The sequence below is a fragment of the Brevibacterium pigmentatum genome (assembly GCF_011617465.1).
GTDB classification, from domain to species: Bacteria; Actinomycetota; Actinomycetes; order Actinomycetales; family Brevibacteriaceae; genus Brevibacterium; species Brevibacterium pigmentatum.
This window is the reverse complement of sequence record NZ_CP050153.1, coordinates 2,672,975-2,698,209: the sequence shown is the minus strand read 5'-3', so window position 1 is coordinate 2,698,209 and position 25,235 is coordinate 2,672,975. Positions and strand designations below refer to the sequence as shown.

The 25,235-nt window shown below is 65.9% G+C and carries 23 protein-coding genes and 1 pseudogene; 16 read left to right on the top strand and 8 right to left on the bottom strand.

Going from position 1 to position 25,235, the window contains the following annotated elements; all coding sequences use genetic code 11:
• Window positions 1–5: 5 nt before the first annotated feature.
• On the bottom strand, window positions 6–455 hold the full coding sequence (locus GUY30_RS12155) for a succinate dehydrogenase hydrophobic membrane anchor subunit (protein WP_062243580.1): 450 nt from the start codon (window positions 453–455) through the stop codon (window positions 6–8).
• A 1-nt stretch (window position 456) separates the two neighbouring features.
• Complete coding sequence (sdhC, locus tag GUY30_RS12150; protein WP_092011973.1) at window positions 457–834, bottom strand: succinate dehydrogenase, cytochrome b556 subunit; 378 nt, start codon at window positions 832–834, stop codon at window positions 457–459.
• Between the two features lie 345 nt (window positions 835–1,179).
• On the opposite strand from sdhC, the gene GUY30_RS12145 reads away from it, so the two are divergent.
• The 5 genes from GUY30_RS12145 (at window position 1,180) to GUY30_RS12125 (ending at window position 6,388) form a co-directional block, all read left to right on the top strand.
• Window positions 1,180–2,289, top strand: a complete 1,110-nt coding sequence (locus tag GUY30_RS12145) for a mannose-1-phosphate guanylyltransferase (RefSeq protein ID WP_208091407.1) — start codon at window positions 1,180–1,182, stop codon at window positions 2,287–2,289.
• Window positions 2,290–2,434: 145 nt separating this feature from the next.
• Window positions 2,435–3,607 carry an amidohydrolase gene (locus GUY30_RS12140; protein WP_167197862.1) on the top strand — a complete coding sequence of 391 codons (1,173 nt, stop codon included), beginning with the start codon at window positions 2,435–2,437 and terminating at the stop codon, window positions 3,605–3,607.
• A gap of 38 nt (window positions 3,608–3,645) precedes the next feature.
• On the top strand, window positions 3,646–4,812 hold the full coding sequence (locus GUY30_RS12135; protein ID WP_167197859.1) for a BMP family ABC transporter substrate-binding protein: 1,167 nt from the start codon (window positions 3,646–3,648) through the stop codon (window positions 4,810–4,812).
• A gap of 35 nt (window positions 4,813–4,847) precedes the next feature.
• Window positions 4,848–5,951 carry an adenosine deaminase gene (locus tag GUY30_RS12130; protein WP_167200980.1) on the top strand — a complete coding sequence of 368 codons (1,104 nt, stop codon included), beginning with the start codon at window positions 4,848–4,850 and terminating at the stop codon, window positions 5,949–5,951.
• Entirely contained in the window at window positions 5,948–6,388 is a 441-nt protein-coding gene (locus GUY30_RS12125; RefSeq protein WP_228281309.1) for a hypothetical protein, read from the top strand. Before GUY30_RS12130 ends, GUY30_RS12125 begins: the two co-directional genes overlap by 4 nt.
• A gap of 186 nt (window positions 6,389–6,574) precedes the next feature.
• On the opposite strand, the gene GUY30_RS12120 is transcribed toward GUY30_RS12125, so the two are convergent.
• The 4 genes from GUY30_RS12120 to GUY30_RS12105 form a co-directional block, all read right to left on the bottom strand.
• The gene (locus GUY30_RS12120) at window positions 6,575–7,762 is read right to left on the bottom strand and encodes an FAD-dependent oxidoreductase (RefSeq protein ID WP_167197856.1); all 1,188 of its coding nucleotides are present in this window, start codon (window positions 7,760–7,762) and stop codon (window positions 6,575–6,577) included.
• Window positions 7,763–7,828: 66 nt separating this feature from the next.
• Window positions 7,829–8,539, bottom strand: coding sequence for a hypothetical protein (locus GUY30_RS12115; protein ID WP_167197853.1), 711 nt, complete (start codon window positions 8,537–8,539; stop codon window positions 7,829–7,831).
• A 140-nt stretch (window positions 8,540–8,679) separates the two neighbouring features.
• Complete coding sequence (locus tag GUY30_RS12110) at window positions 8,680–9,369, bottom strand: GNAT family N-acetyltransferase (protein WP_167197820.1); 690 nt, start codon at window positions 9,367–9,369, stop codon at window positions 8,680–8,682.
• A gap of 55 nt (window positions 9,370–9,424) precedes the next feature.
• Window positions 9,425–9,919, bottom strand: coding sequence for a MarR family winged helix-turn-helix transcriptional regulator (locus GUY30_RS12105; protein WP_167197817.1), 495 nt, complete (start codon window positions 9,917–9,919; stop codon window positions 9,425–9,427).
• Between the two features lie 197 nt (window positions 9,920–10,116).
• Between GUY30_RS12105 and sucC the strand changes: the two genes are divergently transcribed.
• Together sucC and sucD are read left to right on the top strand one after the other, a co-directional pair.
• The gene (gene sucC, locus GUY30_RS12100; RefSeq protein WP_062243592.1) at window positions 10,117–11,286 is read left to right on the top strand and encodes an ADP-forming succinate--CoA ligase subunit beta; all 1,170 of its coding nucleotides are present in this window, start codon (window positions 10,117–10,119) and stop codon (window positions 11,284–11,286) included.
• Between the two features lie 18 nt (window positions 11,287–11,304).
• On the top strand, window positions 11,305–12,201 hold the full coding sequence (gene sucD, locus GUY30_RS12095) for a succinate--CoA ligase subunit alpha (protein ID WP_167197814.1): 897 nt from the start codon (window positions 11,305–11,307) through the stop codon (window positions 12,199–12,201).
• 256 nt (window positions 12,202–12,457) lie between these two features.
• Here sucD and GUY30_RS12090 read toward each other — a convergent pair whose 3' ends face one another.
• Entirely contained in the window at window positions 12,458–12,889 is a 432-nt protein-coding gene (locus GUY30_RS12090) for a DeoR/GlpR family DNA-binding transcription regulator (RefSeq protein ID WP_167197811.1), read from the bottom strand.
• 63 nt (window positions 12,890–12,952) lie between these two features.
• Between GUY30_RS12090 and GUY30_RS12085 the strand changes: the two genes are divergently transcribed.
• Entirely contained in the window at window positions 12,953–14,095 is a 1,143-nt protein-coding gene (locus GUY30_RS12085) for a threonine aldolase family protein (protein WP_167197808.1), read from the top strand.
• A gap of 111 nt (window positions 14,096–14,206) precedes the next feature.
• The gene (locus tag GUY30_RS12080; RefSeq protein ID WP_167197805.1) at window positions 14,207–14,995 is read left to right on the top strand and encodes an HAD family acid phosphatase; all 789 of its coding nucleotides are present in this window, start codon (window positions 14,207–14,209) and stop codon (window positions 14,993–14,995) included.
• A 120-nt stretch (window positions 14,996–15,115) separates the two neighbouring features.
• Here GUY30_RS12080 and GUY30_RS12075 read toward each other — a convergent pair whose 3' ends face one another.
• Window positions 15,116–15,526 carry a universal stress protein gene (locus GUY30_RS12075; protein ID WP_039209735.1) on the bottom strand — a complete coding sequence of 137 codons (411 nt, stop codon included), beginning with the start codon at window positions 15,524–15,526 and terminating at the stop codon, window positions 15,116–15,118.
• A 326-nt stretch (window positions 15,527–15,852) separates the two neighbouring features.
• Here GUY30_RS12075 and GUY30_RS12070 point away from each other — a divergent pair, with 326 nt between their 5' ends.
• The 7 genes and pseudogenes from GUY30_RS12070 to GUY30_RS12040 all read left to right on the top strand — a co-directional run bounded on the left by GUY30_RS12070 (window position 15,853) and on the right by GUY30_RS12040 (window position 25,187).
• The gene (locus GUY30_RS12070; RefSeq protein ID WP_228281296.1) at window positions 15,853–17,229 is read left to right on the top strand and encodes an MFS transporter; all 1,377 of its coding nucleotides are present in this window, start codon (window positions 15,853–15,855) and stop codon (window positions 17,227–17,229) included.
• Between the two features lie 297 nt (window positions 17,230–17,526).
• On the top strand, window positions 17,527–18,321 hold the full coding sequence (locus tag GUY30_RS12065) for a DeoR/GlpR family DNA-binding transcription regulator (protein ID WP_167197802.1): 795 nt from the start codon (window positions 17,527–17,529) through the stop codon (window positions 18,319–18,321).
• Window positions 18,318–19,541, top strand: coding sequence for a 1-phosphofructokinase family hexose kinase (locus GUY30_RS12060; protein ID WP_167197799.1), 1,224 nt, complete (start codon window positions 18,318–18,320; stop codon window positions 19,539–19,541). Before GUY30_RS12065 ends, GUY30_RS12060 begins: the two co-directional genes overlap by 4 nt.
• On the top strand, window positions 19,538–21,754 hold the full coding sequence (locus GUY30_RS12055; RefSeq protein ID WP_167197796.1) for a PTS fructose transporter subunit IIABC: 2,217 nt from the start codon (window positions 19,538–19,540) through the stop codon (window positions 21,752–21,754). Before GUY30_RS12060 ends, GUY30_RS12055 begins: the two co-directional genes overlap by 4 nt.
• 38 nt (window positions 21,755–21,792) lie before the next feature.
• A pseudogene (gene ptsP, locus GUY30_RS12050) lies at window positions 21,793–23,462 on the top strand (phosphoenolpyruvate--protein phosphotransferase).
• A gap of 121 nt (window positions 23,463–23,583) precedes the next feature.
• Entirely contained in the window at window positions 23,584–23,865 is a 282-nt protein-coding gene (locus GUY30_RS12045) for an HPr family phosphocarrier protein (RefSeq protein ID WP_025778672.1), read from the top strand.
• Between the two features lie 53 nt (window positions 23,866–23,918).
• Window positions 23,919–25,187: a class I SAM-dependent methyltransferase gene (locus GUY30_RS12040; RefSeq protein WP_167197793.1), complete on the top strand. Its 1,269-nt coding sequence runs from the start codon at window positions 23,919–23,921 to the stop codon at window positions 25,185–25,187.
• Window positions 25,188–25,235: the final 48 nt, after the last annotated feature.

Genomic DNA, 25,235 nt, shown 5'->3' with positions numbered 1-25,235 from the left:
CTCCTTTAGGCCTTGCAGAACTCAGCCAGGACCGAGGGGTCCGCTCCGGCCGGGCAGGGATCGAACGTGAAGATGACGAGCGTGCCGAGCACGATGACGATGACCGAGGCGATGTAGAGGATCACCTGCAGGGCCATGCGCGTGCCGGGCTTCTCGGAGTAGTCCATGATGATGGTGCGCAGACCGTTGGTGCCGTGCAGCATCGCCAGCCACAGCATGAGCAGATCCCAGATCTGCCAGAACGGGCTGGCCCACTTGCCTGCGACGAAGCCGAAGTCGATGGCCTGGACGCCGTCGCCGGCCCACAGGTTCACGAACAGGTGGCCGAAGATGAGGATGACGAGCACGACGCCGGAGATGCGCATGAACAGCCATGCGAACATCTCGAACTTCGAACGCGTCGACTTATGCCGGGAGTAGCCGGTCCGCGGAGCCGGAATGGATGTTGTGCTCATGTCAGCCTCCGAAGGTGTGCATCAGCTGGCGGGGAATGAAGGCGATCATGATGATGAGCCACACGATCATGACTCCCCAGAACAGCTTCTTCTGATTTTTCGGGCCACTCTTCGAGAAATCGACGAGAATGACGCGCAGACCGTTGAACGCATGGAATGCGATTGCGGCGACGAGCGCGATCTCACCGAATGCCATGACCGGTGTCTTGTAGGTTCCGATCACTGCGTTATAGGCCTCGGGCGAGACGCGGACGAGGGCAGTATCGAGCACGTGGACCAGAAGGAAGAAGAAGATTCCGACGCCTGTGACGCGATGCGCGACCCAGGACCACATTCCTTCGTTTCCTCGGTACAGAGTGCCCGTAGACGCTTTGGCCACGGAGCATCCTCCATCTTGAATATTCGGGTGTGTACGTCTAGAAACTACGCCGAAGACCGCTTCCGTGCCAGTCGAGACACGGCTGAGCGTCCCGGATCACACGACAACCCTGGCAATTCCCTCAAAACTGGGATTTCGCGTCTCACGGAATTTCATTTACATCACAATCGTATGCGCTAAATTGTTTCGCTGCCGTCCTGACCTGGACGGCCCCGGAACAAGGGCAGACCATCACCGAGGCGGCCCTGAGGTGGGGATCTCCCCACCGGAGCCTTAAGGATCGGCTCATCCGACACGGCGGGCAACCTCGGGGAAGGCATGCCCGAACTCTGAGACACTGAAATGGTGAACACGCACTTCCACGCCATCATCCCCGCCGGCGGATCCGGAACGCGCCTGTGGCCGCTGTCTCGCCGGGCGTCGCCGAAGTTCCTCCACGATGTCCTCGGCCTCGGCCGCAGCCTCATCCAGGCCACCTGGGACCGGGTCGCGCCGATCGTCGGCGAAGACAGGGTCTGGGTGGTCACCGGTGAGAGCCACTTCGATCAGGTCGCCGGACAGCTGCCGCATATCGCCCGCGGCCAGATCATCACCGAACCCTCCCCGAAGGATTCCGCGGCGGCCATCGGACTGGCCGCCATGCTCATCGCCCGCGAGGATCCCGAGGCCATCGTCGGATCGTTCTCCGCGGACCATTCGATCACGAATGTCGACGAATTCCGCCTCGTCATCGACCAGGCCGTCGCGGCCGCGGAGACCGGGGACATCGTCACGATCGGCATCATGCCGCGCAATCCCGCCACCGCCTACGGCTATATCGAGACCGGCGACCTGCTCGGCCTCGACGGGGCGCCCACGGCCAGGCGTGCGCTGGCCTTCGCAGAGAAGCCGGAGGCGAGCACGGCTCGTCAGTATGTGAACTCCGGCCGCTACCGCTGGAACGCAGGCATGTTCATCGCCAAGGCCTCATCGCTGCTCGACATCCTCGCCGAGGAGGACCCCGCCCTCTACTCCGGACTGGCCCGGATCGCTGAGGCCTGGGACACCCCCGACCACGACGAGGTCCTGCCCGCCGTATGGCCCGGACTGGAGAAGCGGGCCATCGACTATGTGGTGGCCGAGCCCGCAGCCGCGGCCGGTCGGGTCATCGTCATCCCCGGTGACTTCGGCTGGGACGACGTCGGCGACTTCGACTCGGTGGCCCGACTGCGCCAGCCGGTGCCGGGGGAGCCGCGGGGAGTGATCTCGATCGGCGGGAACACCGATCTCCTCGAAGTCGATGCCTCGGGGGTCGTCTTCTCCGAAGGCCCGCGGACGGTGGCGATCGTCGGACTCGAAGACCTCGTCGTCGTCGACACCGACGACGTTCTGCTCATCACCTCGCGCTCACACGCTCAGGATGTGAAGAAGGCCGTGTCCGTCGCCGGTGAGCGCGGACTCGACGAACTGCTCTGATCCACAGTCGGCGCTCCCGGGGGAGTGGAGCCCGAAGTATGTCGAAATTGGTCGCAATGGGCACATCTATGACATCGAGTGCCTAGCATTGCTTGAAATGTTCGACATCGCCCATCCCCGACCTCCCCGCACTGAAGGACCCGACGTGATCAGCTCGACAATCGCTGAGATCGGTGCTGAACTCATCGATTTCCGCCGCGACATCCATGCCCATCCGGAACTGTCCTTCCAGGAGTTCGCGACCACCGACAAGATCGTCGCCCGACTCGAGGCCGCCGGACTCACGCCGAAGCGCCTCGACGGCACCGGAGTCGTCTGCGACGTCGGCGAAGGCCCAGTGGCCGTGGGGCTGCGGGCCGATATCGACGCCCTGCCCGTCGACGACCTCATCGATGAGGAATTCCGTTCCACCGTTCCCGGCGTCGCCCATGCCTGCGGCCACGACGTCCACCTGACCTCACTCATCGGTGCCGGCATCGCCCTGCAGAAGATCCACGAGACCCGCCCCGGCGGACTCGGCGGACGCGTGCGTCTGATCTTCCAGCCCGGCGAGGAAGTCACCCCCGGTGGGGCGCTGCGCGTGATCTCCCAGGGCGTCCTCGACGACGTGCCCGAGGTCTACGCCGTCCACTGTGACCCGAACGTCGACATCGGGAAGGTCGGATCGCGCATCGGCGCCATCACCGCAGCCGGCGACACCGTGATCATCCGCCTCTCCGGTCACGGCGGCCACACCTCACGCCCGCACCTGACCGAGGACCTCGTCTACGCGCTCGGCAAACTCGCCACCGACCTGCCCTCGACTCTCGGTCGCCTCATCGATCCGCGCCACGCGATCTCGCTGGTGTGGGGTGAGATCAGCGCCGGTCACGCCGCGAACGTCGTCCCCAGCGAGGGGATCCTGCGCGGAACCCTGCGCTGCCTCGACGTCGACGGGTGGAATCAGGTCGCTGAGGTGCTGCCCGAGCTCGTCGATCGCATCGCCGGACCCTACGGGGTCGAGGTCGACCTCGAACATCGCCGAGGCGTCCCTCCGGTGGTCAACACCGAAGACCAAGTCACCCTCATCGAATCGGCGGTCCGCGGGGAACTCGGTGAGAACTCCGTGCAGCTGACCCCGCAGTCGATGGGTGGTGAGGACTTCGCCTGGTACCTCACCCACTGCCCGGGAGCGCTCATCCGTCTGGGCACCCGCACGCCCGGCGGCATCACCTACGACATCCACCAGGGTGATCTGCTCATCGATGAGCGAGCCGTGGAGATCGCCTCCCGCGTGTTCACAGCCACCGCGCTCAAGGTCCTCGACCGGGACCGCTGATTACCCGGCCGGGGTGCCGGGCCGATACTCTGGATGCCATGAGCCACGCAGCCCACAGCACCTCCATCGCTGCCTTCGCCGCGGTGGGCACCCTGGTGCTGACCGGCTGCTCCGTCTCTGCTCCCGAAGCCCTCGAAGAGGAGCGACTGGGCTGCCTCGTCTCGGCACCGGCCGGCTTCGACGATCACTCCGCCGGTGCTCTCACCCTCGAGGAGACGGAACTGGCCCGTGGCGCCGGGGTCTTCTCGGGCACCTCGAGTCAACGCGTCTCGAGTGGGTCGGCCACCTCGGCGGCATTGGAGCGGATGAACCGACACGACTGTGCACTGACCACGGTCATCGGGCCCGGCGGAGCAGACGAACTCGCGGACTTCGCCGCCGCGCACCCCGACGACCTGTTCCTCGGAGTCTCCAGCGGCACAGACGACCTGCCGAAGAACGTGCTGAGCATGGATTTCGACCTCGTCCCGCCGGCGTTCATCGCCGGCTACACCGCGGCCACTGCCTCCGAGACAGGGAAGGTCGGCGTCGTCGTCTCCCACGGGTTCCCACAGTCCGAACGCATTCTGAATGCCTTCGACGCCGGCGTCGACCTCTACAACAAGGAGAAGGACGAGGACCTGCCGAAGGCGGAGTCCTACCGTCCCTCCTCGGGTGGGGCCGCCTCGGCGAGCGGTTCGCCTCGGACGATCGACGACACCCGCAAAGCGGGGAAGGAGTACTTCGAACGGTCCTTCGGCGCCGACGTCGACGTGCTCGTTCCCTTCGGGTCGGCGGCCGCGATGGGGGTGGTCACCTCGGCGGAGGAGAAGCGGATGAACCTGACCACGGCCACGGAGGCACCCGAGGGCGACGACGAAGGACCGAGCCTGCCGAAGATCGTGTGGTACGGAACAGCGGGCGGATTCTCCAAGACGATCGTGGCCAGCGTGGAACCGAACGTGCGCCGTGGACTGCGCACGATGTTCCCCGATTGGCCGCAGAGCAAGAACCCCGACGAGGTGGCCCCTGCGCCGAAGACCGGGCCCGAGGAGATCGGCGGCTTCCGCATCGCCGACCGCCACTACCGGGGCACCCTCGACAACGGTGGAGTGCGCATCGTCGCCGAGGACGGATTCCTCTCCCGCGTCTCCGACGCCGGTCGCGGGATCACGGACCTCAGGGAGCGGATCAAGAGCGGGGAGATCGACCCGGAGAAAGGATGAGGGGCTCAGTCGTCATCGGATAAGCTGAGACGGTGATGAATGTACCCGCCGGCGTCGCATCGGACGACCCCATCCTGCAGCTGCCCAAAGTCTCCCTCCATGATCACCTCGACGGCGGTCTGCGCCCGTCGACGATGATCGAACTGGCCGACTCGATCGGTCACACCCTGCCCGCCTCCGATGCAGAATCGCTGCGCAGATGGTTTTCGGAGTCCGCGAATTCCGGTGATCTGGTCCGCTACCTCGAGACGTTCTCGCACACCGTGGCGGTCATGCAGAGCGAGGACAACCTGCGCCGTGTGGCCAAGGAATGGGTCCTCGACCAGGTGGCCGACGGAGTCTTCTACGCCGAGGCTCGGTGGGCTCCCGAACAGCACCTCGAGGGCGGACTCGAACTCGACGCCGTGGTCGAAGCCGTCCAGGCCGGTCTCGAAGAAGGTGTCGCCGAGGCCGCGGCCGACGGCAAGTACATCCGCGTCGGGCAGCTCATCACGGCCATGCGTCAGGCCGACAACTCGCTGGCGATCGCCGAATCGGCCATCCGCCATCGTGAGAAGGGTGCGGACTCCGGTGTCGTCGGCTTCGACATCGCCGGACCCGAGAACGGATTCCCGCCGTCCGCGCATCTCTCCGCCTTCAACGCCCTGCACCAGGCGTATGTGCCGGTGACGATCCATGCCGGAGAGGCCGCCGGCAAAGAATCCATCCACGAGGCGGTCACCATCTGCCACGCCCAGCGTCTGGGCCACGGCGCTCGCATCGTCGAGGACATGGACATCGTCGACGGTCAGGGTCAGCTCGGCAGCCTCGCCGCCTGGGTCCTCGACCAGCAGATTCCGCTGGAACTGTGCCCGAGCTCGAACCTGCAGACCGACATCGGCGGCACCATCGCCAGCCACCCGATCACGGGACTGAAAGACCTCGGCTTTGCGGTCACCATCAACCCGGACAACCGGCTGATGTCCGGCACCTCCGTGTCGCGTGAGATGCGCCTGCTCGTCGACGAGGCCGGCTGGAACCAGACCGACCTCGAATGGGCGACGGTCAACGCCATCACCGCAGCCTTCCTGCCGCTGGATGTGCGTGAGCGCATGCTCGACGAGATCCTCATCCCCGGATTCGCCCGGGTGACCATTTGACCGCACGCAATGACCGGGCCGCAGGCACCGGCGTTTCACCGGAGCCTGAGGGGCACGGCGTTCCCACCCCGCGGGCGATGCTTCTGCCCGTGAGCGTCCTCGGCATCCAGGCGCTGGCCCTGGTCGGGTCGGCGGTGTCGTTCATCATCACGGCGGTCACCGCCGGACCGTTGGCGACCTCGCTGATCGGCCTGGCCGTCATGTTCTTCATCTTCGCAGCCGGTGTCGGTGCCGCGGCCCGCGGCGCCTGGCGTCTGCACAGGTGGGCGCGTCCGGCGGCGATCGCCTTCGAGCTGCTCGTCATCGTCTTCGCCTTCAGCGTCATCGCGGGGTCCCTGTGGCTGGGGCTCGCCTGCCTGGTCACCGCCATCGCCGTGCTCTTGGGTTTCTTCCTGCCCGCCGTCGTCGAGGCCTACAACCGCGCCCTGACCGACTGAACCGGCCGGGGCGTTGGCTGACGGGCTCTAGCCCACGGGCTGTAGCTCACGGGCGCCGACTGCCGGGCTTGAGTGGTCGAAATGGTCACACTAGGTGGGCAAAATGGTCACAGAATTCCGAAAACCAGCTTCTCAGCGACATTCTTCCCACACTTCACTCGTGCCAGTGGCGCTCTGCAATCAAGATCAGACCGACGGAGGCGACCATTTCTGGACGCTCGCGGCCTGCGAGGCGATGAGTCTCGACGGTACGGCTGAGATGACGGCATTGCGCAGCCCTGCCAACAGCGGCGATTCGAGCTGGAACACCTGCCCCATGAGGCGGGACTTCTGCGCGATCGACTGCGTCCGTGGCCGACGCAGTGACTCATAGCGCTGCAGCGCCGCCTCGAGCTCGGCACGGTCCTCCGCACTGTTTCCTGCACGACCGCGCGCGAGCAGCGGACCGAGCAGGACGGTGAGCGTCGCCGCGTCCTCGAGGGCCTGCCCTCCACCCTGACCGAGGTTCGGCGTCATCGCATGAGCGGCATCGCCGATGAGCACGACCCGGTCACGATGGAACCTGGCCAACCGGCGGGAGAGGTCGGAGATCGCGGTGCGGCGGACCTCCTCGGCGGGGGTGGCGGCGATGAGATCGGCGATGGGGGAGTGCCAGCCCGTGAACATCTGCTCGACGGTGGCCTTCTCGTCGGCGAAGACCGCGTCCTGCGGCATATTCGCCACCGCGAACCAGTAGACGCGGCCGTCGGCCAACGGGGCGATGCCGAAGCGGCGCCCGTGTCCGACCGATTCCCCGGCTTCACCGGACAGATCCACCGGCACCGAGGTGATGCCCCGCCACGCGGAATACCCGGAGTACCGCGGGGCGACCGTTTCCCCATCGACGACGGTGCGGGTCCGGCTGTGCAGACCGTCGGCGCCGATGACGAGGTCGAAGTGCTCGGATACTGCGGAACCGGCGGACCCGGGTTCTTCGACCGTCAGCGTCCCGTCGGTGGCGGTCACGGTCGCCTCGGAACCAGTGAGCACCGTCCCCGGGTCCAGAGCATCGAGGAGGATGCGGTGGAGATCGGCACGGTCGACGATGCGCAGAGCACCGACCGCATCGTTGGGCACTTGTGCGATCCAGCGCCCGTCGGCGAGCCGCTGACCTGCGGCGAAACCTTCGACACCGGCGTCGGTCACGGCATCGAATGCCTCGCTCAGACCCAAGGTCTCCAGAGCGGCAATGCCGTTGGCGAAGATCGACAGACCTGAACCACCGGCCCTGGGCTCAGATGCGCGTTCGAACACGGTCACCTCGGCGCCCGCTCTCTGCAGGCCCACGGCCGTCGAGAGTCCGCCGATTCCAGCTCCGATGACGGCGATCTTCATAGAAACATCGTCGCACGCAGGGCGTCGGCTGGCGAGAGGCGGCGGGCGCGAAGCGGAACGGAGTGACTACTGGAGGAACTCTCCGCAGGCTTCGGTGAGGAAGTCGCCGGCGACTCCGCCCTCTTCGCCGAGGCTGATGGCGGTCTTCTGGATGCCCCACCACACGCGCGGCGAACCGCCCCACTGCTGGCGGAACTCTTCGCGGCGGCCGGGATCCTCGGCGAGGTCGTCGGCGGCCAGGGCGATGCGGTCCTGAGCGTCATCGGCGGTGCAGCGCTTCTCGTCGTTCGGGCCCTTCGGGTCGAGCTCGGGGATATCTTCGTCGTCGACGGTCTTGAGAGTGTACGCCGAGTTGCCGATCTCCTCGACGTCGAAGGTGCCGTGGATGAGCAGGAACGGGGAGGCACCGTCATCGACGTTCTTCGCATCGACGGTGACGCTGACGCTGTCCGGGCTGTCGGCGGTCACGGCCGTCTCGCCGGACTCGGGAACCTCGGGATTGCCGGTGTGCACGTAGACCTTGAGGTAGGCCTCGGTCTTCTTCTCGGCCGCCTCGGCGAGGCCCTGCCACAGCGGGTCAGTGTCCTTCGCGCCGCCGGGGGAGGAATCGACGATGGACACCTTCGGCGCATCGTCGGGAGTCTCGATCGGCGTGACCTCTTCCTTGCTCACCGAGGGGCGCGGCTGCGGGCGGGTCTCTTCGGGGGTCGACACGCAGGCCGTCGTCGTGGCAGCAATCGCAGCGGCGGACAGCAGGGCAAGGGGGCGAAGTCGCATGGTTCCTCAGGTGTCATCAGCGTCCAGGTGGTATCGCGTCCAGCCTAATGCGCGGGACGGTCCGAGCCCGGGTGGACGCGCGGCAGGGCGGCGAAAGCGGCGGGCGCGCGGGCGCTCAGTTTGGGACCCAGCCCAAGGTCTCAACGCTGACGAACCTCGGCGATGAGTTCGCGCAGTCCCTTGAGCTGAGTTCCCGAGGCATCGAAGTTCGCATCGTCGAGCCACGCTTCGTAGGCAGAGCGCAGCGCCGGCCATTCGCCGTCGATGATCGAGAACCATGCGGTGTCGCGGTTGCGGCCCTTGTACACGAGGTGCTGACGGAAGACCCCTTCGAAGGTGAAACCGAACCGTTCGGCGGCCTTCTTCGACGGAGCATTCGCGTCATCGCATTTCCACTCGAACCGACGGAAACCGGAGGAGAAGGCAAGATCGGCGCAGAGGTACAGCGCCTCGGTGGCCGCCCGAGTCCGCGACAGTGCCGGGCCCCAGAGGATGTGCCCGATCTCCATGACGCCGTTGGCCGCATCGATGCGCATCAGCGCCTGCCGGCCCTCGGCCCGACCGGTGGATCGGTCCACGACGGCGAAGAAGAGGGGATCGGAGGAGTCGGCCGCCTCGACGATCCAGGAATCGAAATCCCCGCGTTCGGTCTGCGGCGTCTGGGGCAGGTATCGGAACCGATCGTCGATCCCCGCTGCGGTCGACACCGCGGCGAAGAGGCTATCGCCGTGATCGGCCGCATCGAGCGGTTCGAGGTCGACATACCGACCATGGATCGTCTCTCGCCGAGGCGGCTGTGCGCCCCGGAAATTCGTGAGGTCGTCGTGCATGGCTGAGTCCTCGTCGTCGGGGTTCGTGGTGGGGCAGTTGTGACAGGAGACCGGTTCAGTCCTCGCTGCCGTCGAAACCGGTGGACAGCTCCCGCAGCAGTGCGGCCAGTTTTCGGCTGCCGGCGGGGGTGAGGCCGCTGAGGATCTCCCGCTCCTTCACGAGCAGATCCGCCAGGGCGGAGTCGACCGTGGCGCGGCCGCTGTCGCTGAGCTGGACGAGCACCCCGCGTCGATCACCGGGATCGGGACGGCGGTCGACCCACCCGCGGGCGACGAGTCGGTCGATGCGATTGGTCATGGTGCCGCTCGTGACCAGTGTCTCCTGCAACAGTGTCGAGGGGGAGAGCTGATAGGGCTCGCCGGCTCGGCGGAGGGCGGAGAGCACATCGAAGGCCCACCCCTCGATGCCGTAATCGGAGAAGCTCGACTTCCGTGCCAAGTCCAACTGCCTGGCCAGACGCGAGACTCGGGAGAGGATCTCCATCGGGGAGACGTCGAGATCCGGACGCTCACGTCGCCAGGCTGCGACAATTCGATCCACTTCGTCCATGAAACGATTTTACGTCCATATCAAGAATCTTGAGCGCAAAGATACTTTTTGACGAGAGATTCCTTACGCTCAGGGTCCATTTAACCTGCAAGGTTGGATGGACGGGTGCGTTTGGGAATATGGTTGTCCTTGGTTGTTGCATCCGTCAACGAACCTGCAGGGGCCAACCACCCGGCAGCAGAAACGAAGGAAAACACGTGGATCTTTTCGAGTATCAAGCACGTGACCTGTTCGAGAAGCACGGAGTGCCCGTGCTCAAGGCCCAGGTCGCGACGACGCCAGAAGCAGCGAAGAAGGCAGCCGAAGATCTTGGCGGCGGTGTCGTCGTCGTCAAGTCTCAGGTCAAGATCGGCGGCCGTGGAAAGGCCGGCGGCGTCAAGGTCGCCAAGAACCCCGATGAGGCCGAGGCACGCGCCAAGGACATCCTGGGTCTCGACATCAAGGGCCACATCACCGAAAAGGTGATGATCGCCGAAGGTGCCGACATTGCTGAGGAGTACTACTTCTCCGTCCTCCTCGACCGGTCCAACCGCACCTATCTGGCCATGTGCTCGAAGGAAGGCGGCATGGAGATCGAGCAGCTGGCCGTGGAACGTCCGGAAGCGCTCGCCAAGATCCCCGTCTCCGCTATCGACGGAATCAACGATGCCAAGGCAGCTGAAATCGCCGAGGCGGCCGGCTTCGACGCCGACACCGCCGCGAAGGTCGCCCCCGTGCTGACCAGCCTGTGGACCGTCTTCGAGAAGGAAGACGCCACCCTCGTCGAGGTCAACCCGCTGGTCAAGACCGGTGCCGGTGACATCATCGCCCTCGACGGCAAGGTCTCCCTCGACGACAACGCCGACTTCCGCCAGAAGGAGCACGAGGAACTGCGCGACATCAGCGCAGAGAACCCGCTGGAGCTCAAGGCCAAGAAGCTCGACCTCAACTACGTCAAGCTCGACGGTGAGGTCGGAATCATCGGCAACGGCGCAGGACTGGTCATGTCGACCCTCGACGTCGTCGCCTACGCAGGTGAGAACCACAACGGCGTCAAGCCCGCGAACTTCCTCGACATCGGAGGCGGCGCCTCGGCTGAGGTCATGGCCAACGGTCTCGACGTCATCCTCGGCGATGATCAGGTGAAGTCCGTGTTCGTCAACGTCTTCGGCGGAATCACCGCCTGTGACGCTGTGGCCGACGGCATCGTCAAGGCCCTCGAGATCCTCGGCGACCAGGCCACCAAGCCGCTCGTCGTCCGCCTCGACGGCAACAACGTGGAAGAGGGACGCGCGATCCTGAAGAACGCAGCGCACCCGCTCGTCACGCTCACTGACACGATGGACGGTGGAGCCGACAAGGCCGCCGAACTGGCTGCGGCCAAGTAAGGAAAGGTCTTTACAACAATGTCTATCTTTCTGAATTCCGATTCGAAGATCATCGTCCAGGGCATCACCGGCGGAGAGGGCTCGAAGCACACCGCTCGCATGCTCGCCGCCGGATCGAACGTCGTCGGCGGTGTCAACGCCCGCAAGGCCGGCACCATCGTGAAGCACAACGACAAGGACGGCAACGAGGTCGAGCTGCCCGTCTTCGGCTCCGTGTCCGAAGCGATGGAAGCCACCGGTGCCGACGTGTCCGTGGCCTTCGTGCCGCCGGCATTCTCCAAGGACGCCGCGATCGAGGCCATCGACGCGAAGATCGGTCTGCTCGTCATCATCACCGAGGGCATCCCGGTGCAGGACTCGGCAGAGGTCTGGGCTCGTGCGCAGGCGGCAGGAAACGCCACCCGCATCATCGGACCCAACTGCCCCGGCATCATCACCCCCGGTGAGTCGCTGGCCGGCATCATCCCGGCCGACATCACGAAGAAGGGCAAGCTGGGCCTCGTCTCGAAGTCGGGCACCCTGACCTACCAGATGATGTACGAACTGCGTGACCTCGGCTTCTCGACTGCCATCGGCATCGGCGGAGACCCGGTCATCGGCACCACGCACATCGATGCGCTCGAAGCTTTCGAGGCCGACCCGGAGACCGAAGCCATCGTCATGATCGGCGAGATCGGCGGAGACGCCGAAGAGCGCGCAGCCGCCTTCATCAAGGAGAACGTGACGAAGCCGGTAGTCGGCTACGTTGCAGGCTTCACCGCTCCCGAGGGCAAGACCATGGGCCACGCAGGAGCCATCGTCTCCGGCTCCTCGGGAACCGCTCAGGCCAAGAAGGAAGCCCTCGAGGCTGCAGGCGTCAAGGTCGGCAAGACCCCGACCGAGACCGCTGAGCTCATGCGCGGACTCCTCGGCTGAAGGTGCTGAGTATCTGAGTCGCTGATTCGTGGAGCCGCTGAGACTCTGGCGTCGGGCCGGGACTGTTCAAACAGTCCCGGCCCGACGTCTTTCTGTTTTTCAGCCACGACGTACTGTTGTCGGCTGCTTCTCTAGGTGCTTCGGCATCAGTCACCCTCGCTGGCTTTCCCTACAGGTGCTGCACCATCCATCACCGTCAGCGGCAAAACACACCGGTGCAAAGGTGCAGTGTGAAGCTAAAGGTGTGGGATGGTGCTCAGAGCCTCGCGCAGTCGATGCGCACGCCCGAATCCTCGAGGCGCTTCCGGTCAGGCTCGGACAGACGGTCGTCGGTGATGATGAGATCGAGCTCGTCGAGCGCCACTGCCTTGAACCGAGCATGGGTGTCGAATTTCGTCGAGTCGGCCACGAGGAACGTGCGTTGGGCGGCCTGCCGCGCTGCGCGTTTGAGCGTGAGCTTGTCGGTCTCCGAGGTGGTCAGGCCGTGGTCCAGATCCCAAGCACCGGCGCTGAGGAACGCCGTGTCGATTGAGGGCGAGGCCAGGGTCGCCGCGGCCAGAGGCCCGCTCGAGGACCCGCTGTTGATGTCGACGCCGAAGTCATCGCCCAGGTCGAAAGACAGCGGATGACGAGGATGACCGACGGGGACAACCGTATTCCCCGGTGTTGAGTACGACTGCTGGTGCACAGGGCCGCAGGCCCCGGACCTCGGTATTGAGTACGTTCACTGAGGAGGGACTAGTCTGAGAATGTGAACTCTCAGACATCTGATCAGACAGCGCAGTCGACGAACCCCGCGGACCTTCTCCCCGACACCGGCACCGCAGCCCCACCAGTCGACACCAGCCCCGACGCGCACCCGCGAAATTTCGGCTCCGACAACTGGGCCGGAGTCCACCCCGAAGTCATCGCCGCCATCGACGAGTCCAACGTCGGCCACACTCCCGGCTACGGCGGAGATCCGTGGACGCAGCGTTTCCGCGAGATCATGGCCCACCATTTCGGACCCGAAGCCCAGGCGTTCCCCGTCTTCAACGGCACCGGAGCGAACGTCCTCGCCCTGCAGTCGGCACTGCCGCGGTGGGCGGCGGTGATCACGGCCGCCTCGGCGCATATCAACTACGACGAGACCGGCGCCCCGGAGAAGGTCGGCGGACTCAAGATCGTCGGCGCCGCGACCGAGAATGGCAAACTCACCCCCGAGACCATCAAGGGCGCGATCATCGGCCGCGGCCACGAACACAATGCGCAGCCGCTGGCCGTGAGCATCTCCCAGTCCACCGAATGGGGCACGACCTACACCCCGGACGAGATCGCCGCGATCGCTGCCACCGCTCATGAGCTCGACATGATCGTCCACGTCGACGGCTCCCGGTTGGGCAACGCCGCCGCCCACCTCGGCGTCGGACTCGGCGACATCACGACCGCGGTCGGCGTCGACATCATCAGCCTGGGCGGGACGAAGAACGGACTGCTCGGCGCAGAGGCGGTCGTCGTCCTCAACCCCGACATCGGCCACGGAATGCGCTTCCTGCGCAAGATGAATCTGCAGCTGGCCTCGAAGATGCGCTTCCTCTCCGCACAGCTCAACGCCCTGTACGAAGGCGACCTGTGGAGGAACTCCGCCACCCGCTCGAACGAGATGGCGCTGTATCTCGCGGACAGCCTCGCCGAGGCGGTCGCTCAGAGCCGTGTCCACGGCATCGAGATCGTGCAGAGAGTTGAGTCGAACGTCGTGTTCGTCCGGATGCCCGCCGAGGTGGCCGCCCATGCCCGACAGACGTTCGCCTTCGCCGACTGGCCCTTGGAGAAGGACATCGTCCGCCTCATGTGCGCCTTCGACACGACGACCGAGGACATCGACGCACTCGTCGCCGCCATCGCAGGGGACTGATCCGACGCTCCCAGGCTGCGGAACCGTCGAGCGGCCGTGCCAGCCACGACGGCTGATACCCTCCTGTACTGACAATTGTTCGCAGAGAACAACACTGAAGAAAGAAGATGAATGAAGAAAGCCCTCGTTCCTGCCCTGACGATTCTGCTCGTGCTCATCGTCGGGGTGATCGGATACATCCTCAATTCGGGTCCGGTATCGGGCGACGAAGCGGCGGATGACTGCGACGTCTCGGCCTACACCATGGGTGTGAAGTGGCAACAGCAGAGCGCTGAGGCGATGGCACTGCAGGGACAGACCTATGAGATGGCTGCGCGTCAGCTCGACAAGGCCGTTTCCAAGGCCCCGGGCGGGGAAGATCTGGCTATCATGACCGACCTCGACGAGACTGCCGTCGACAATTCGAAGCTGCTGGCCCGTGATATCGCCAAGTGCCATGACTTCAGCGGCTGGGACACCTGGGACGACTGGGAGGAGAACGGGGAGCCGGCAATGATCCCCGGTGCGTTGGAATTCTTCGAACATGCCGACCAGCTCGGAGTCGACATCTACTACGTCTCGGACCGGACGGAAGAGAATCGGGCGAAGAATGTCGAAGCCATTGCCAAGTTGGGCCTGCCCCAGGCCGATGACGAACACGTGATGCTGCTTGGCCCGCCGAAGGATGAACGGCGCGCGAAGGTCGAGGCGAACCACACCCTGCTCATGCAGCTCGGTGACACCCTGCACGATTTCGATGGCGCATTCGCGGATGCGTCCGTCGACGAGCAGAGGAAACTGGTGGAGAAGAACCGTGCGAAGTTCGGCACCGAATGGATCGTCCTACCCAATCCGACCTACGGCGACTGGAGCGAATCCGACCTGGACGCATGGGACGCACCGGTTCGCGCTGATGACTGAAGTCGGTCGGCGGACCGACTGCGGGCCCGGCTGAACGCCGACCCCAGCAGCGATCCCATTGAAATTGCCCCGCACTGACGACAGTGCGGGGCATTCTCGTTCCAGCGAACCGGCGCGCGACTACTTCTTCTTGCGCCGGTCGACCTTGACGGAGACGACGGGAACCTCGGAGTCGAGAATGATGCGCTGGGCCGTCGAACCCATGATGAGCTTGCCGACGGGGGAGCGGCGGCGTGATCCGATGACGATCATGCGGGTGTCGGTGGTCGCCTCGGCGAGGGCCAGGAGCTCTTCGACGGGATCATTGCCGCGGAGGAACTGAAGGATCTCGTGAGAGACCTCGGAGGACTTCAGCGTCTCCTTGAGCTCCTCGATGTCCTTGCTGGTGGCCACGCCGCGCTCGTCGGGAGTCTCACCGATTCCGGCATTGAGGACGACGAGGACGTCGTCGAATGCGCGGGCCTGCTCGATGCCGAATTCGACAGCGGCCTTGCCTTCGGGCGAGGGGGAATAACCGACGAGAATTGTCATGATCTCTCCTGGTGCGACATTGGACGAAGCTCTCTCAATTAGTAGCATATCCGCCCTGTTCGGACGGGCGGCAGTTCACCTCTGCGAGGACGGAAAGGTGAACGCGGCTGAGATCTTTCTCACCCGGCCGGAAGCAGGCCTTTTCGTCATCGAGCGCTGCTGCACTGAATCCGCGCCGAATCCACACTGAATCCGCGCCGAATCCGCGCGAAAGCGGGCATCCGAGAGCAGATCTCAATTACTGACCGAATCGTCAGTTGCGTTGACACGGCAGTAAGGTGACCTGGGCGCTCCGGGCGCCGCGTACGAGTGAGAAAGTAGAAGCATTGACAGATCAGAACACGCATCTCGACCAGGCGAAGACCGGTGAGACCCCAACGCAGAAGAAGTCGGAATGGCAGACGGTCAAAGCCATCATGGCCGCCTCGTCGGGCAACCTCGTCGAATGGTTCGACTTCTACATCTACGCCTTCTTCAGCGTCTACTTCGCTGACCAGTTCTTCGTCGCCGACAACCAGACGCTGTCGCTGATGCAGGCCGCCGGAGTCTTCTTCGTCGGCTTCCTCATGCGCCCCATCGGCGGATACATCTTCGGCCGCGCCGCCGACCGCCTCGGGCGCAAGAACTCGATGCTCATCTCCATCCTGCTCATGTGCGCCGGATCGCTGATGATGGCCCTGCTGCCCACGAGCGCGACTGTCGGCTCCTGGGCCGCGATCCTGCTGCTCATCGTGCGGATGATCCAGGGCCTGGCCGTCGGCGGCGAATACGGCGCCACCGCCACCTACATGTCCGAGGTCGCCACCGAGGGCAAACGCGGCTTCTACTCCTCGTTCCAGTACGTCACCCTCATCGGCGGTCAGTTGCTGGCCAGCCTGCTGGCCGTCGTCATGACCCATACTCTGGGCACCGAGCAGATCGAAGCCGGATGGTGGCGACTGCCCTTCGCCATCGGCGCCGCCGCCGCGATCGTCTCACTGTGGCTGCGTCGCGGACTTCAAGAGACCACCTCCGAGGACAGCCGCAAGGACGAGAACTCCGGCAGCTTCCGCGAAGTGCTGCGCCACCCGCGCGCCTTCTTCGTCGTCCTCGGCATCACCAGCGTCGGATCGCTCGTGTTCTACGTCTTCACCACGTACATGCAGAAGTTCCTGCTGCTGCAGAACGAAGGCACACCGGGCGAAGCGGAGTTCAACAAGGGCTCCATTGCCGACCTCATGACCATCTGCCTGCTCATCTTCGTCGTCATGCAGCCCATCGCCGGCAAGATCTCGGACAAGATCGGCCGCAAGAACAACATGCTCATCTTCGTCATCGGCATGATCGCGCTGCCCATCCCGCTGCTGGGCATGATCGGCAGGGCCGAATCCGTCCTCACCGCCGGCATCCTCATCGTCATCGCCATGGCGTTCATCAGCATGTACACCTCGATCTCCGGAATCGTGAAGGCCGAGATGTTCCCCTCCCACATCCGCGGAATCGGCGTCGGCTTCACCTATGCGGTCGGCAACTCGCTGTTCGGCGGCTCCGCCGAATACGTCGCCCTGTGGTTCAGCAACGCGGGAATCGGCACGTGGTTCGCCGTCTACGTCGTCGTCATCGCGATCGTCGGCTTCGTCGCCGTGGCGTTCATGCACGACAACCGCAAACACTCGACGATCGACAACGCCGATTCCTCGGCGTACAAACGCATCGGCAGCTGATTCGTCGATAGCCGACCCCATCGCCGAGGCGGCCCACCCCGACCGCTGATCCGGCCCGCCCCGACGGTTGATCCCATCGCCGAGGCGGCTCGCCCCGGCCGTGAATGACGAGTGCCCCAGAACCCTGCGTTCTGGGGCACTCGTCGTCTGCCCGGAACTCGATGTTGGAATATTTGGAAATATGTTGGAACGTGATTGACGGCACGTAAATAGAGCCCTAAGATCATTCAAACCAACAGATAGCCACGTGGTTATTCGTCCGTTTGACGATGAGCCGCGCGAAGGAAAGGGCCGGACGTGTTCGCTGAAGAACGGCAACGACGCATCGCTGAGCTGGTCAGCGAAGCGGGCCGGGTCAATGTCACCGATCTGGCCGCCGATTTCGACATCACCACGGAAACCGTCCGACGCGACCTCGCCGCCCTGGAAAAGGCCGGAGCCCTCCAGCGCGTCCATGGGGGAGCCGTACCGTGCCGTCCCCACAGCCTCGAAGAGCCGACCTTCGGCGACCGTGAGATCCACAATCTCGATGAGAAGACCGCGATCGCCCGGACCGCACTGAGTCTGCTGGAGGAGACGATGAGCATCTCCCTGGACGGCGGCACGACCTGCGCGGCCTTCGCCCGTGCGATCGCAGACGAAGCCACCGCGCGCCAGTCCGCCGGACAGTCCCCGCGACAGCTGCGCGTGATCACGAACTCGCTGTCCGTCATCGACAGTCTGGCGGGTGCTCCCGGCGTCGAGATCTTCGTCCTGCCCGGTCGCTTCCGCCCGGTCACCCGGGCCATGGTCGGACCGCAGACGATCACGGCCATCGACGGCCACCGCGTCGATCTCGCCGTGCTCGGCACCAACGGACTCAGCGACGACGGCGTCTCCACGCCCGACCACGACGAGGCGGCGACGAAATCGGCGTTCGTGCACTCCGGACGCAGGGTCGCGGTGCTCGCCGATTCCGCAAAGTTCGATGCCGTCTCCCTGGTGCGGTTCGCAGAGCTCGACCAGATCGATGTTCTCATCACCGACGATGCGCCGGACGAGCCGATGGCGACCCACCTGGAGACCGCGGAAGTCGAGGTCGTCACTCCATGATCCTCACCCTCACAGCCAACCCCAGCCTCGACCGGACCATCGAGCTGTCCGGCCCGGTCCTCCGCGGCCAGGTTCAGCGCGCAGTCTGGGCCGGACAGCAGCCCGGCGGCAAGGGAGTCAATGTCTCCCGTGCCGTGGCCGCCGCCGATCGTGACACTCTGGCGGTTCTGCCCGGAGACGTCGACGACCCGGTGCTCACCGGACTCGACGCGATCGGACTGGCTCATCGTTCCATTCCCACCGGCACACCGCTGCGGTCCAATATCACCGTCACCGAACCCGACGGCACGACGACGAAGATCAACGAACCAGGCTCACTCTTGAGCCCGCAGTCCCAGAACGCACTGCTCGACCTCGTTGCCGACCAGGCCGCAGGCGCGAGCTGGGTTGTCCTGGCCGGGTCGCTGCCGCCGGGAGTCGATGATGACTTCTACGCCCGTGCCATCGAACGCATCCGTGGGCTCGACGAGCCGCCGCTGATCGCCGTCGACACGTCCGGTGCTCCACTGGCTGCGGCCCTGACGGCCTCACCGGATCTCATCAAACCGAACGCCGAGGAACTCGCCGAACTCCTCAGTGCCGCAGGACTCCTGCGGGCTGCCGGTCTCCTCAACGCCGGAGGACCCCGGGGCGACGCTCGGGCGGACAGCGACAGAGGCGCGACCGAATCGTTCGAGGCCGCCGAACTTCGCAAGACCGCAGAAGCGCATGAGTCTGCCGCACCCCTCGAAACCGCAGACCTGCTCGCGATCGCCGGGCGCCTGGAATCCTCACCGCAGCTCACAGCCCGCGCCACATCGGCTCTGCTCACGGCAGGCGGCGCCCACCCACGATCGATCCTTGCAACTCTGGGCGCCGGTGGAGCAGTCCTCGCCCAGCCGGAGACCGCGTGGCATGCCCAGCATCCGCCGATGGACGTTCTCAGCACCGTGGGCGCAGGCGATTCCACCCTGGCCGGGTACCTGCTCGGACTGACAGGCGGTCGTGAACCCAGTGCAGCGCTGGCCCAGGCCGTCGCCTATGGGGCCGCGGCAGCCGGGCTGCGCGGCACCGGAGTGCCGAGCCCGGAGGACGCGCGGACCGACGCGGTGACCGTGACACCACTTGAACCAACCGTGGCAGCACCAGCAGCCGCGCCCGCAGCACAAGCTGCCGCACCCACCGACGACTCTTCCCACCGACATGAGGGCACAGTCCCCGAAACCGAGGAGGCACGATGACATCGCTCATCACAACAGAACTGGTGATCCTCGACGCGGATCAGGGGACGGAGTCGTCCGCTGTCATCCGCGCCCTGGCCGCCAAGATCGCAGAACAGGACCGCGCGAACTCAGCCGACGGGCTGGCCGCCGCGGCGATCGCCCGCGAAGAGAAGACCCCGACAGGTGTTCCCGGAGGCATCGCCATCCCGCACGCCCGCACCGAGGCGGTCACCGAACCCAGCCTCGCGATGGCCCGACTGAACCCTCCGGTGGACTTCGGTGCCAAGGACGGCCCCGCCGACCTCGTGTTCATGATCGCCGCCCCCGAAGGCGCCGGCAAGGACCACCTCAAGCTTCTGTCGAAGCTCGCGCGATCGTTGGTCAAGAAGGACTTCGTCGCCTCACTGCGCGCGGCTGCAACCGAGCAGGAGATCGTCGACCTCGTCGAAACCGCACTGGGCCTGCGCGAGACGCCCGAAGAGGCGACTCCCACCGAGGCGGCCCCCACCGGCGGAGCGCCGACCACCACCGAGCCGACCCCCACATCAGCGGCCCCCACCGAATCCCCCGCATCCTCGACCGACAATCCCCGCCGCGTCGTCGCCGTCACGGCCTGCCCGACGGGAATTGCTCACACCTATATGGCCGCCGACGCGCTCGCCCAGGCCGGCTCCGAGATGGGCATCGACGTCGTCACCGAGACCCAGGGATCGAGCGGCACGACCCCGATCGACCAAGCCGTCATCGATGCCGCCGACGCCGTCGTCTTCGCCGTCGACGTCGACGTCCGCGACAAGGCACGGTTCGCCGGCAAACCCTATGTGCAGGTGCCGGTCAAGGCCGGGATCGACGATCCGCAGGGCCTCATCACGAAGGCCCTCGCCGAGGCGGACGCCCCCAACGGCCGCAGGCTCACCGCCGCTCACGCCGCCGACGACTCGTCCGATGCGCAGTCCGGCTCACGCGAAAGCGTCGGCGCCCATCTCAAACGCGTGCTGCTGACCGGCGTCAGCTATATGATCCCCTTCGTCGCCGCCGGCGGTCTGCTCATGGCCTTGGGCTTCCTCCTCGGCGGTTTCGACATCCCCGACTACGCCGAGGACATCGTCCTCGGCAACTCCCTGTGGAATCTGCCCACCGAATACGGCGACCTGGCCCTCGGACCCGTCGGCGCCTACTTAGGCGCCGTGGCCTTCCAGATCGGCAACCTGTCGATGAGCTTCCTCGTCGCCGCCCTGGCCGGATACATCGCCTTCGGAATCGCCGACCGGCCCGGAATCGCTCCCGGCTTCACCGTCGGCGCCGTCGCCGTGCTCATGGGCGCCGGCTTCATCGGCGGCATCATCGGCGGACTCCTCGCCGGCTACATCGCCCACTGGATCGGCTCCTTCGCCGCACCGAGGTGGCTGCGCGGACTCATGCCCGTCGTCATCATTCCGCTGGTGGCCTCCCTCGTCTCCTCGGGGCTGATGTTCATGGTCCTCGGCGGACCGATCAGCGCCCTGACCAAGGGCCTCGACAGCTGGCTGAGCTCGATGACGGGAACCGCCGCCGTCATCCTCGGGCTCATCCTCGGCACCATGATGGCCGTCGACCTGGGCGGCCCCGTCAACAAGGTCGCGTACTCGTTCGCCGTAGCCGGGCTCGCCGCAGGCTCCGTCGAGAACCCCGTGCCGTGGGAGATCATGGCCACGGTCATGGCCGCCGGAATGGTTCCGCCCCTGGCCATGGCGTTGGCCACCGCCGTCCGCCCGCGCATCTTCTCCCAGGCGGAGAAGGAGAACGGCAAGGCCGCCTGGCTGCTCGGCGCCGCGTTCATCTCCGAAGGCGCGATTCCCTTCGCCGCCTCCGATCCGCTGCGCGTAATCCCCGCATCGGTCGTCGGAGCCGGCGTCACCGGCGGCATGACGATGGCCTTCTCCGTCACCAGCCAGGCCCCGCACGGCGGAGTGTTCGTCTTCTTCGCCATCGACTCGTTCCTGCTGTTCCTGCTCTCCGTCGTCGTCGGCACGATCATCAGCGCCCTGCTCGTGCTCGCGCTCAAGATCTTCGTCCGCAAGGGCGGAGCGGCAGGCCTCGCCGAGGCGACCGCCCCGTCCGCAGCGACCGCGACCGCAGCCGCGACGACCGGTTCGACCACCGGAACCGATTCGACCACCGGATCCGGTTCAGCCGACGAGGCGAATCCGACTGAACCGGTATCGTCGAACGCTGACGCCACGCGAGTCTGAACGCCATAGTGCGAGAGGCAAGAGAGGAAGGAATGGGGATGTCCTCAGAGATCTCAGGCATCGGAGTCGTACCCGGACGGGTCATCGCCCCGGCGCTCAGCATGCCCGAACCCGTGTCCGCACCCGTGGCGAAGCCGGCCCCGGCCGACACCGAGGCGGAGGCGAACAGAATCCGTGAAGCCTCGGCCGCCGTCCACGCCGAACTGCGTGAGCGGGCGGAGACCGTCACCGGAGACGCCCGCGACGTACTCAAGGCCACCGCACTCATGGCCAAAGACCCCACCCTGGTGAAGACGGCGATCAAACGCCTGTCCGACACCGACGCGGAAACCGCCGTCTGGACGGTGGCCGCGGAAACCGCAGCCCAGCTGGAGAAGCTCGGCGGCTATATGGCCGAACGCGCAGCCGACGTCCTCGACGTCCGTGCCCGCCTCGTCGCCCACCTGCGCGGAGTGCCGGCACCCGGCATCCCGCACTCGACCGAGCCGTTCGTGCTCATCGCCACCGACCTCGCTCCCGCCGACACCGCGACGCTCGATCCCGAGCTTGTGATCGGACTCGTCTGCAAAGAGGGCGGGCCACAGAGCCATACGGCCATCCTCGCCCGATCGCTGGGCATTCCGGCCGTGGTTGCAGCCACCGGAGTCCGCGAGATCACCGACCGCACACCCGTCTTCGTCGACGGCGGTGCGGGCATCCTGCGCACCGAACCCGGAGCGTCGGAGACTGAACTCGTCGAAGCGTGGGTGGAGACGGCCGGACGGCTGCAGTCCTTCACGGGACCCTGTCTGCTGGCAGACGGCACGCGGATTCCGCTGCGTGCGAATGTCGGCGACGGCGCTCAGGCACGGGCAGCGGCGGCCGCCGGTGCCGAAGGTGTCGGACTGCTGCGCACCGAGTTCTGCTTCCTCGATCGCGACACCGAACCCAGCGTCGAGGAACAGGCCGACGCCTACGGGCAGGTGTTCGCGGCCTTCGACGATCACAAAGTCGTCGTGCGCACTCTCGACGCCGGAGCCGACAAGCCTCTGCCGTTCCTCACCGACTCCGATGAACCGAACCCGGCCCTGGGTGTACGCGGATTCCGGACCAGCCGCAGGCTCAGGGAGTCCTCGAACGTCAGCTTGAGGCGATCGCGCTGGCCGCTTCGAAGCATGCGGTGACCGTCCACGTCATGGCTCCGATGATCGCCACCGCGGAGGAGGCCCGGCAGTTCGCAGAACTCGTCCGTGCGGCAGGACTCCCCACCGCCGGTGTCATGGTCGAGGTCCCCTCAGCGGCGCTGCAGGCCGCCACGATCCTCGAGGAAGTCGAATTCGCGTCCATCGGCACGAATGATCTCACCCAGTACGTCATGGCCTCCGACCGCATGCTCGGCGGTCTGGCCGAACTCAGTGACTCCTGGCAGCCGGCAGTCCTGCAGCTCATCGGCATGGCCGCCGCCCAAGGAGCTGCGGCGGAGAAGTCGGTGGGCGTGTGCGGAGAGGCCGCAGCCGATCCGGCATTGGCCGTCGTGCTCGTCGGTCTCGGAATCACCAGCCTGTCCATGGCGCCCCGAGCGCTGCCTGCCGTCGCCGAGGTGCTGTCCGGTGTCTCCCTGGAGCGGGCACAGCAGATCGCCGGCAGTGCACTTGCGGCGCGCAGCCCGAGCGAGGCGAAGGCCGCGGTGCGAGCCGAGCTGCCGATCCTCGACGAGCTCGGCCTGTGAGTCCGGCCGTCGGGGGAGTGACCCCGTGACATACTCAGCACCACTACAGACACCACCAACAGGAAACGCCGAAACACCGGGCAGGCCGAACCACGGCCGGTCTGATCAGGAAGGACAACTCATGGCAGAGACCATCGCAACAGTCGGAAGCACCGTCGGCCTGCACGCCCGTCCAGCAGCACTGCTGGCCGAGGCCGCCGCAGACTATGACCTCGAGATCACTATCGCCTTGGAGGGAGAACCGGCCGAGGACGCCCTCGATGCGGCCAGCGTGCTCTCCCTCATGGGCCTCGGCGCGGAATACGGTCAGAAGGTCGTTCTGCGCGCCGAGGGTGACGGAGCCGACGAAGCACTGGCCGACCTCAAGCAGCTCATCGAGACCGACCACGACGCCGAAGGCTGAGCGTCACACCCGCGAGGAGGCGGTGACCGGTCCGCTCAGTCTAGACTGATCGAATGTCCGCCTCCCTGCTGCCCCCTGACTCCGCCGCCGCCCACCGCGGCCGGGATCTGCTGGCGGAATTCCCCCAGCTGAGCGACTTGCCCGGTCTGCCGCAGGCGCGGATGCTCATCGACTACGTCATCGGTCGTCGCTGCGGAGCCCTCGACGTCTCGGGCCGAGACACCGAAGGCACCTTTGTCGCCGCCGAACTCTCAGCCGAGGTCCCCGAGAACCTCATCCTCGTCGACGATGCGCACGGTCTGCAGGCGACCCTGCTCAGCCGTCTGACTCAGGTATGCACATACAACGACCGTCTCGACGAGGCGCGTACCTTGGCCGCGGCGGTCGAGTCCCTGGCCGGAGCCGGCGAATTCGCCGGGGAGGCCGTCACCGAGGCGGCCCCCGTACTGGCGGTGAGCGAGCTCAGTGAGATCGCGGGACTGGCCGAACTCGGTGTGGGGGAGACGTGGGCCGTCGTCAACGCTCCGAAGGCGACGAATGCGCTCACCGAGACGATCGCGGTGCTGCAGCCATTCGTGAGCACCATCATCGTCATCGGCCGCAGCGATGCGATGAGTCGCGGCGTCAACAAGGAACTTGCCCGCGGCTTCGGCCGAGTCGATGTCTCGCCCGGGGTCGGCAAGCACCGGATGATCATCGGCAGCCGCCCCCTGTCCTCGCCGAGCCTGCCCGAATTCCCACGCCTCGGGGTGATCTCCCATCGCGGCGTCGGCGAGTTCGAAGTCCGTGCACATGGGGCCTGCTTCTCCGGGACGAAGAGCGATGAGGGCTCGGCGCTGCTCATCGACTCACTGCTGGGACTGCTCGACGACGAGGCGCCGGAATCCGTGCTCGACCTCGGCTGCGGCAACGGCTGGCTGCTCACAGCAGCGATGCGGGCCTCGGGAGCGAATACGGGACTCGGCATCGATGTGTCGAAGGCGGCGGTCGCCTCGGCGCGGGCGACTGCAGCGGCGAACGGAGTCGGAGTCGACATCATCCTCGGTGATGCTGCGGATCCGGAGGGGCCGGCCCTGGCGGGCCTCGGCGAATTCGACCTCATCCTGCTCAATCCGCCGTTCCATCAGGGAACGGCCATCGAAACCGAGACGGCCGCGGCACTCATGGCCACGGCCGCCGAGCATCTGGCTCCGGGCGGGCAGGTGCTCACGGTGTTCAATTCGCACCTGCGCTACCGGGATCGGCTCGAATCGATCATCGGACCGAGTCGGCAGCTGGCCCGGAACAAGAAGTTCACGGTCATCGCCAGCCGCCGCGGCTGAGATCTCTCGGCAGATGTGCGATCGGGTCGGCCGCTGGCCGTCCCGATC

Excerpts from the sequence above, each read along its gene's own strand:
- GUY30_RS12155 (WP_062243580.1), bottom strand. The coding sequence starts at position 455 with ATGAGCACAACATCCATTCCGGCTCCGCGGACCGGCTACTCCCGGCAT.
- GUY30_RS12135 (WP_167197859.1), top strand. The coding sequence starts at position 3,646 with ATGAGCCACGCAGCCCACAGCACCTCCATCGCTGCCTTCGCCGCGGTG.
- GUY30_RS12130 (WP_167200980.1), top strand. The coding sequence starts at position 4,848 with ATGAATGTACCCGCCGGCGTCGCATCGGACGACCCCATCCTGCAGCTG.
- GUY30_RS12120 (WP_167197856.1), bottom strand. The coding sequence starts at position 7,762 with ATGAAGATCGCCGTCATCGGAGCTGGAATCGGCGGACTCTCGACGGCC.
- GUY30_RS12115 (WP_167197853.1), bottom strand. The coding sequence starts at position 8,539 with ATGCGACTTCGCCCCCTTGCCCTGCTGTCCGCCGCTGCGATTGCTGCC.
- GUY30_RS12110 (WP_167197820.1), bottom strand. The coding sequence starts at position 9,369 with ATGCACGACGACCTCACGAATTTCCGGGGCGCACAGCCGCCTCGGCGA.
- GUY30_RS12105 (WP_167197817.1), bottom strand. The coding sequence starts at position 9,919 with ATGGACGAAGTGGATCGAATTGTCGCAGCCTGGCGACGTGAGCGTCCG.
- sucD (WP_167197814.1), top strand. The coding sequence starts at position 11,305 with ATGTCTATCTTTCTGAATTCCGATTCGAAGATCATCGTCCAGGGCATC.
- GUY30_RS12080 (WP_167197805.1), top strand. The coding sequence starts at position 14,207 with ATGAAGAAAGCCCTCGTTCCTGCCCTGACGATTCTGCTCGTGCTCATC.
- GUY30_RS12075 (WP_039209735.1), bottom strand. The coding sequence starts at position 15,526 with ATGACAATTCTCGTCGGTTATTCCCCCTCGCCCGAAGGCAAGGCCGCT.
- GUY30_RS12060 (WP_167197799.1), top strand. The coding sequence starts at position 18,318 with ATGATCCTCACCCTCACAGCCAACCCCAGCCTCGACCGGACCATCGAG.
- GUY30_RS12055 (WP_167197796.1), top strand. The coding sequence starts at position 19,538 with ATGACATCGCTCATCACAACAGAACTGGTGATCCTCGACGCGGATCAG.
- GUY30_RS12045 (WP_025778672.1), top strand. The coding sequence starts at position 23,584 with ATGGCAGAGACCATCGCAACAGTCGGAAGCACCGTCGGCCTGCACGCC.
- GUY30_RS12040 (WP_167197793.1), top strand. The coding sequence starts at position 23,919 with ATGTCCGCCTCCCTGCTGCCCCCTGACTCCGCCGCCGCCCACCGCGGC.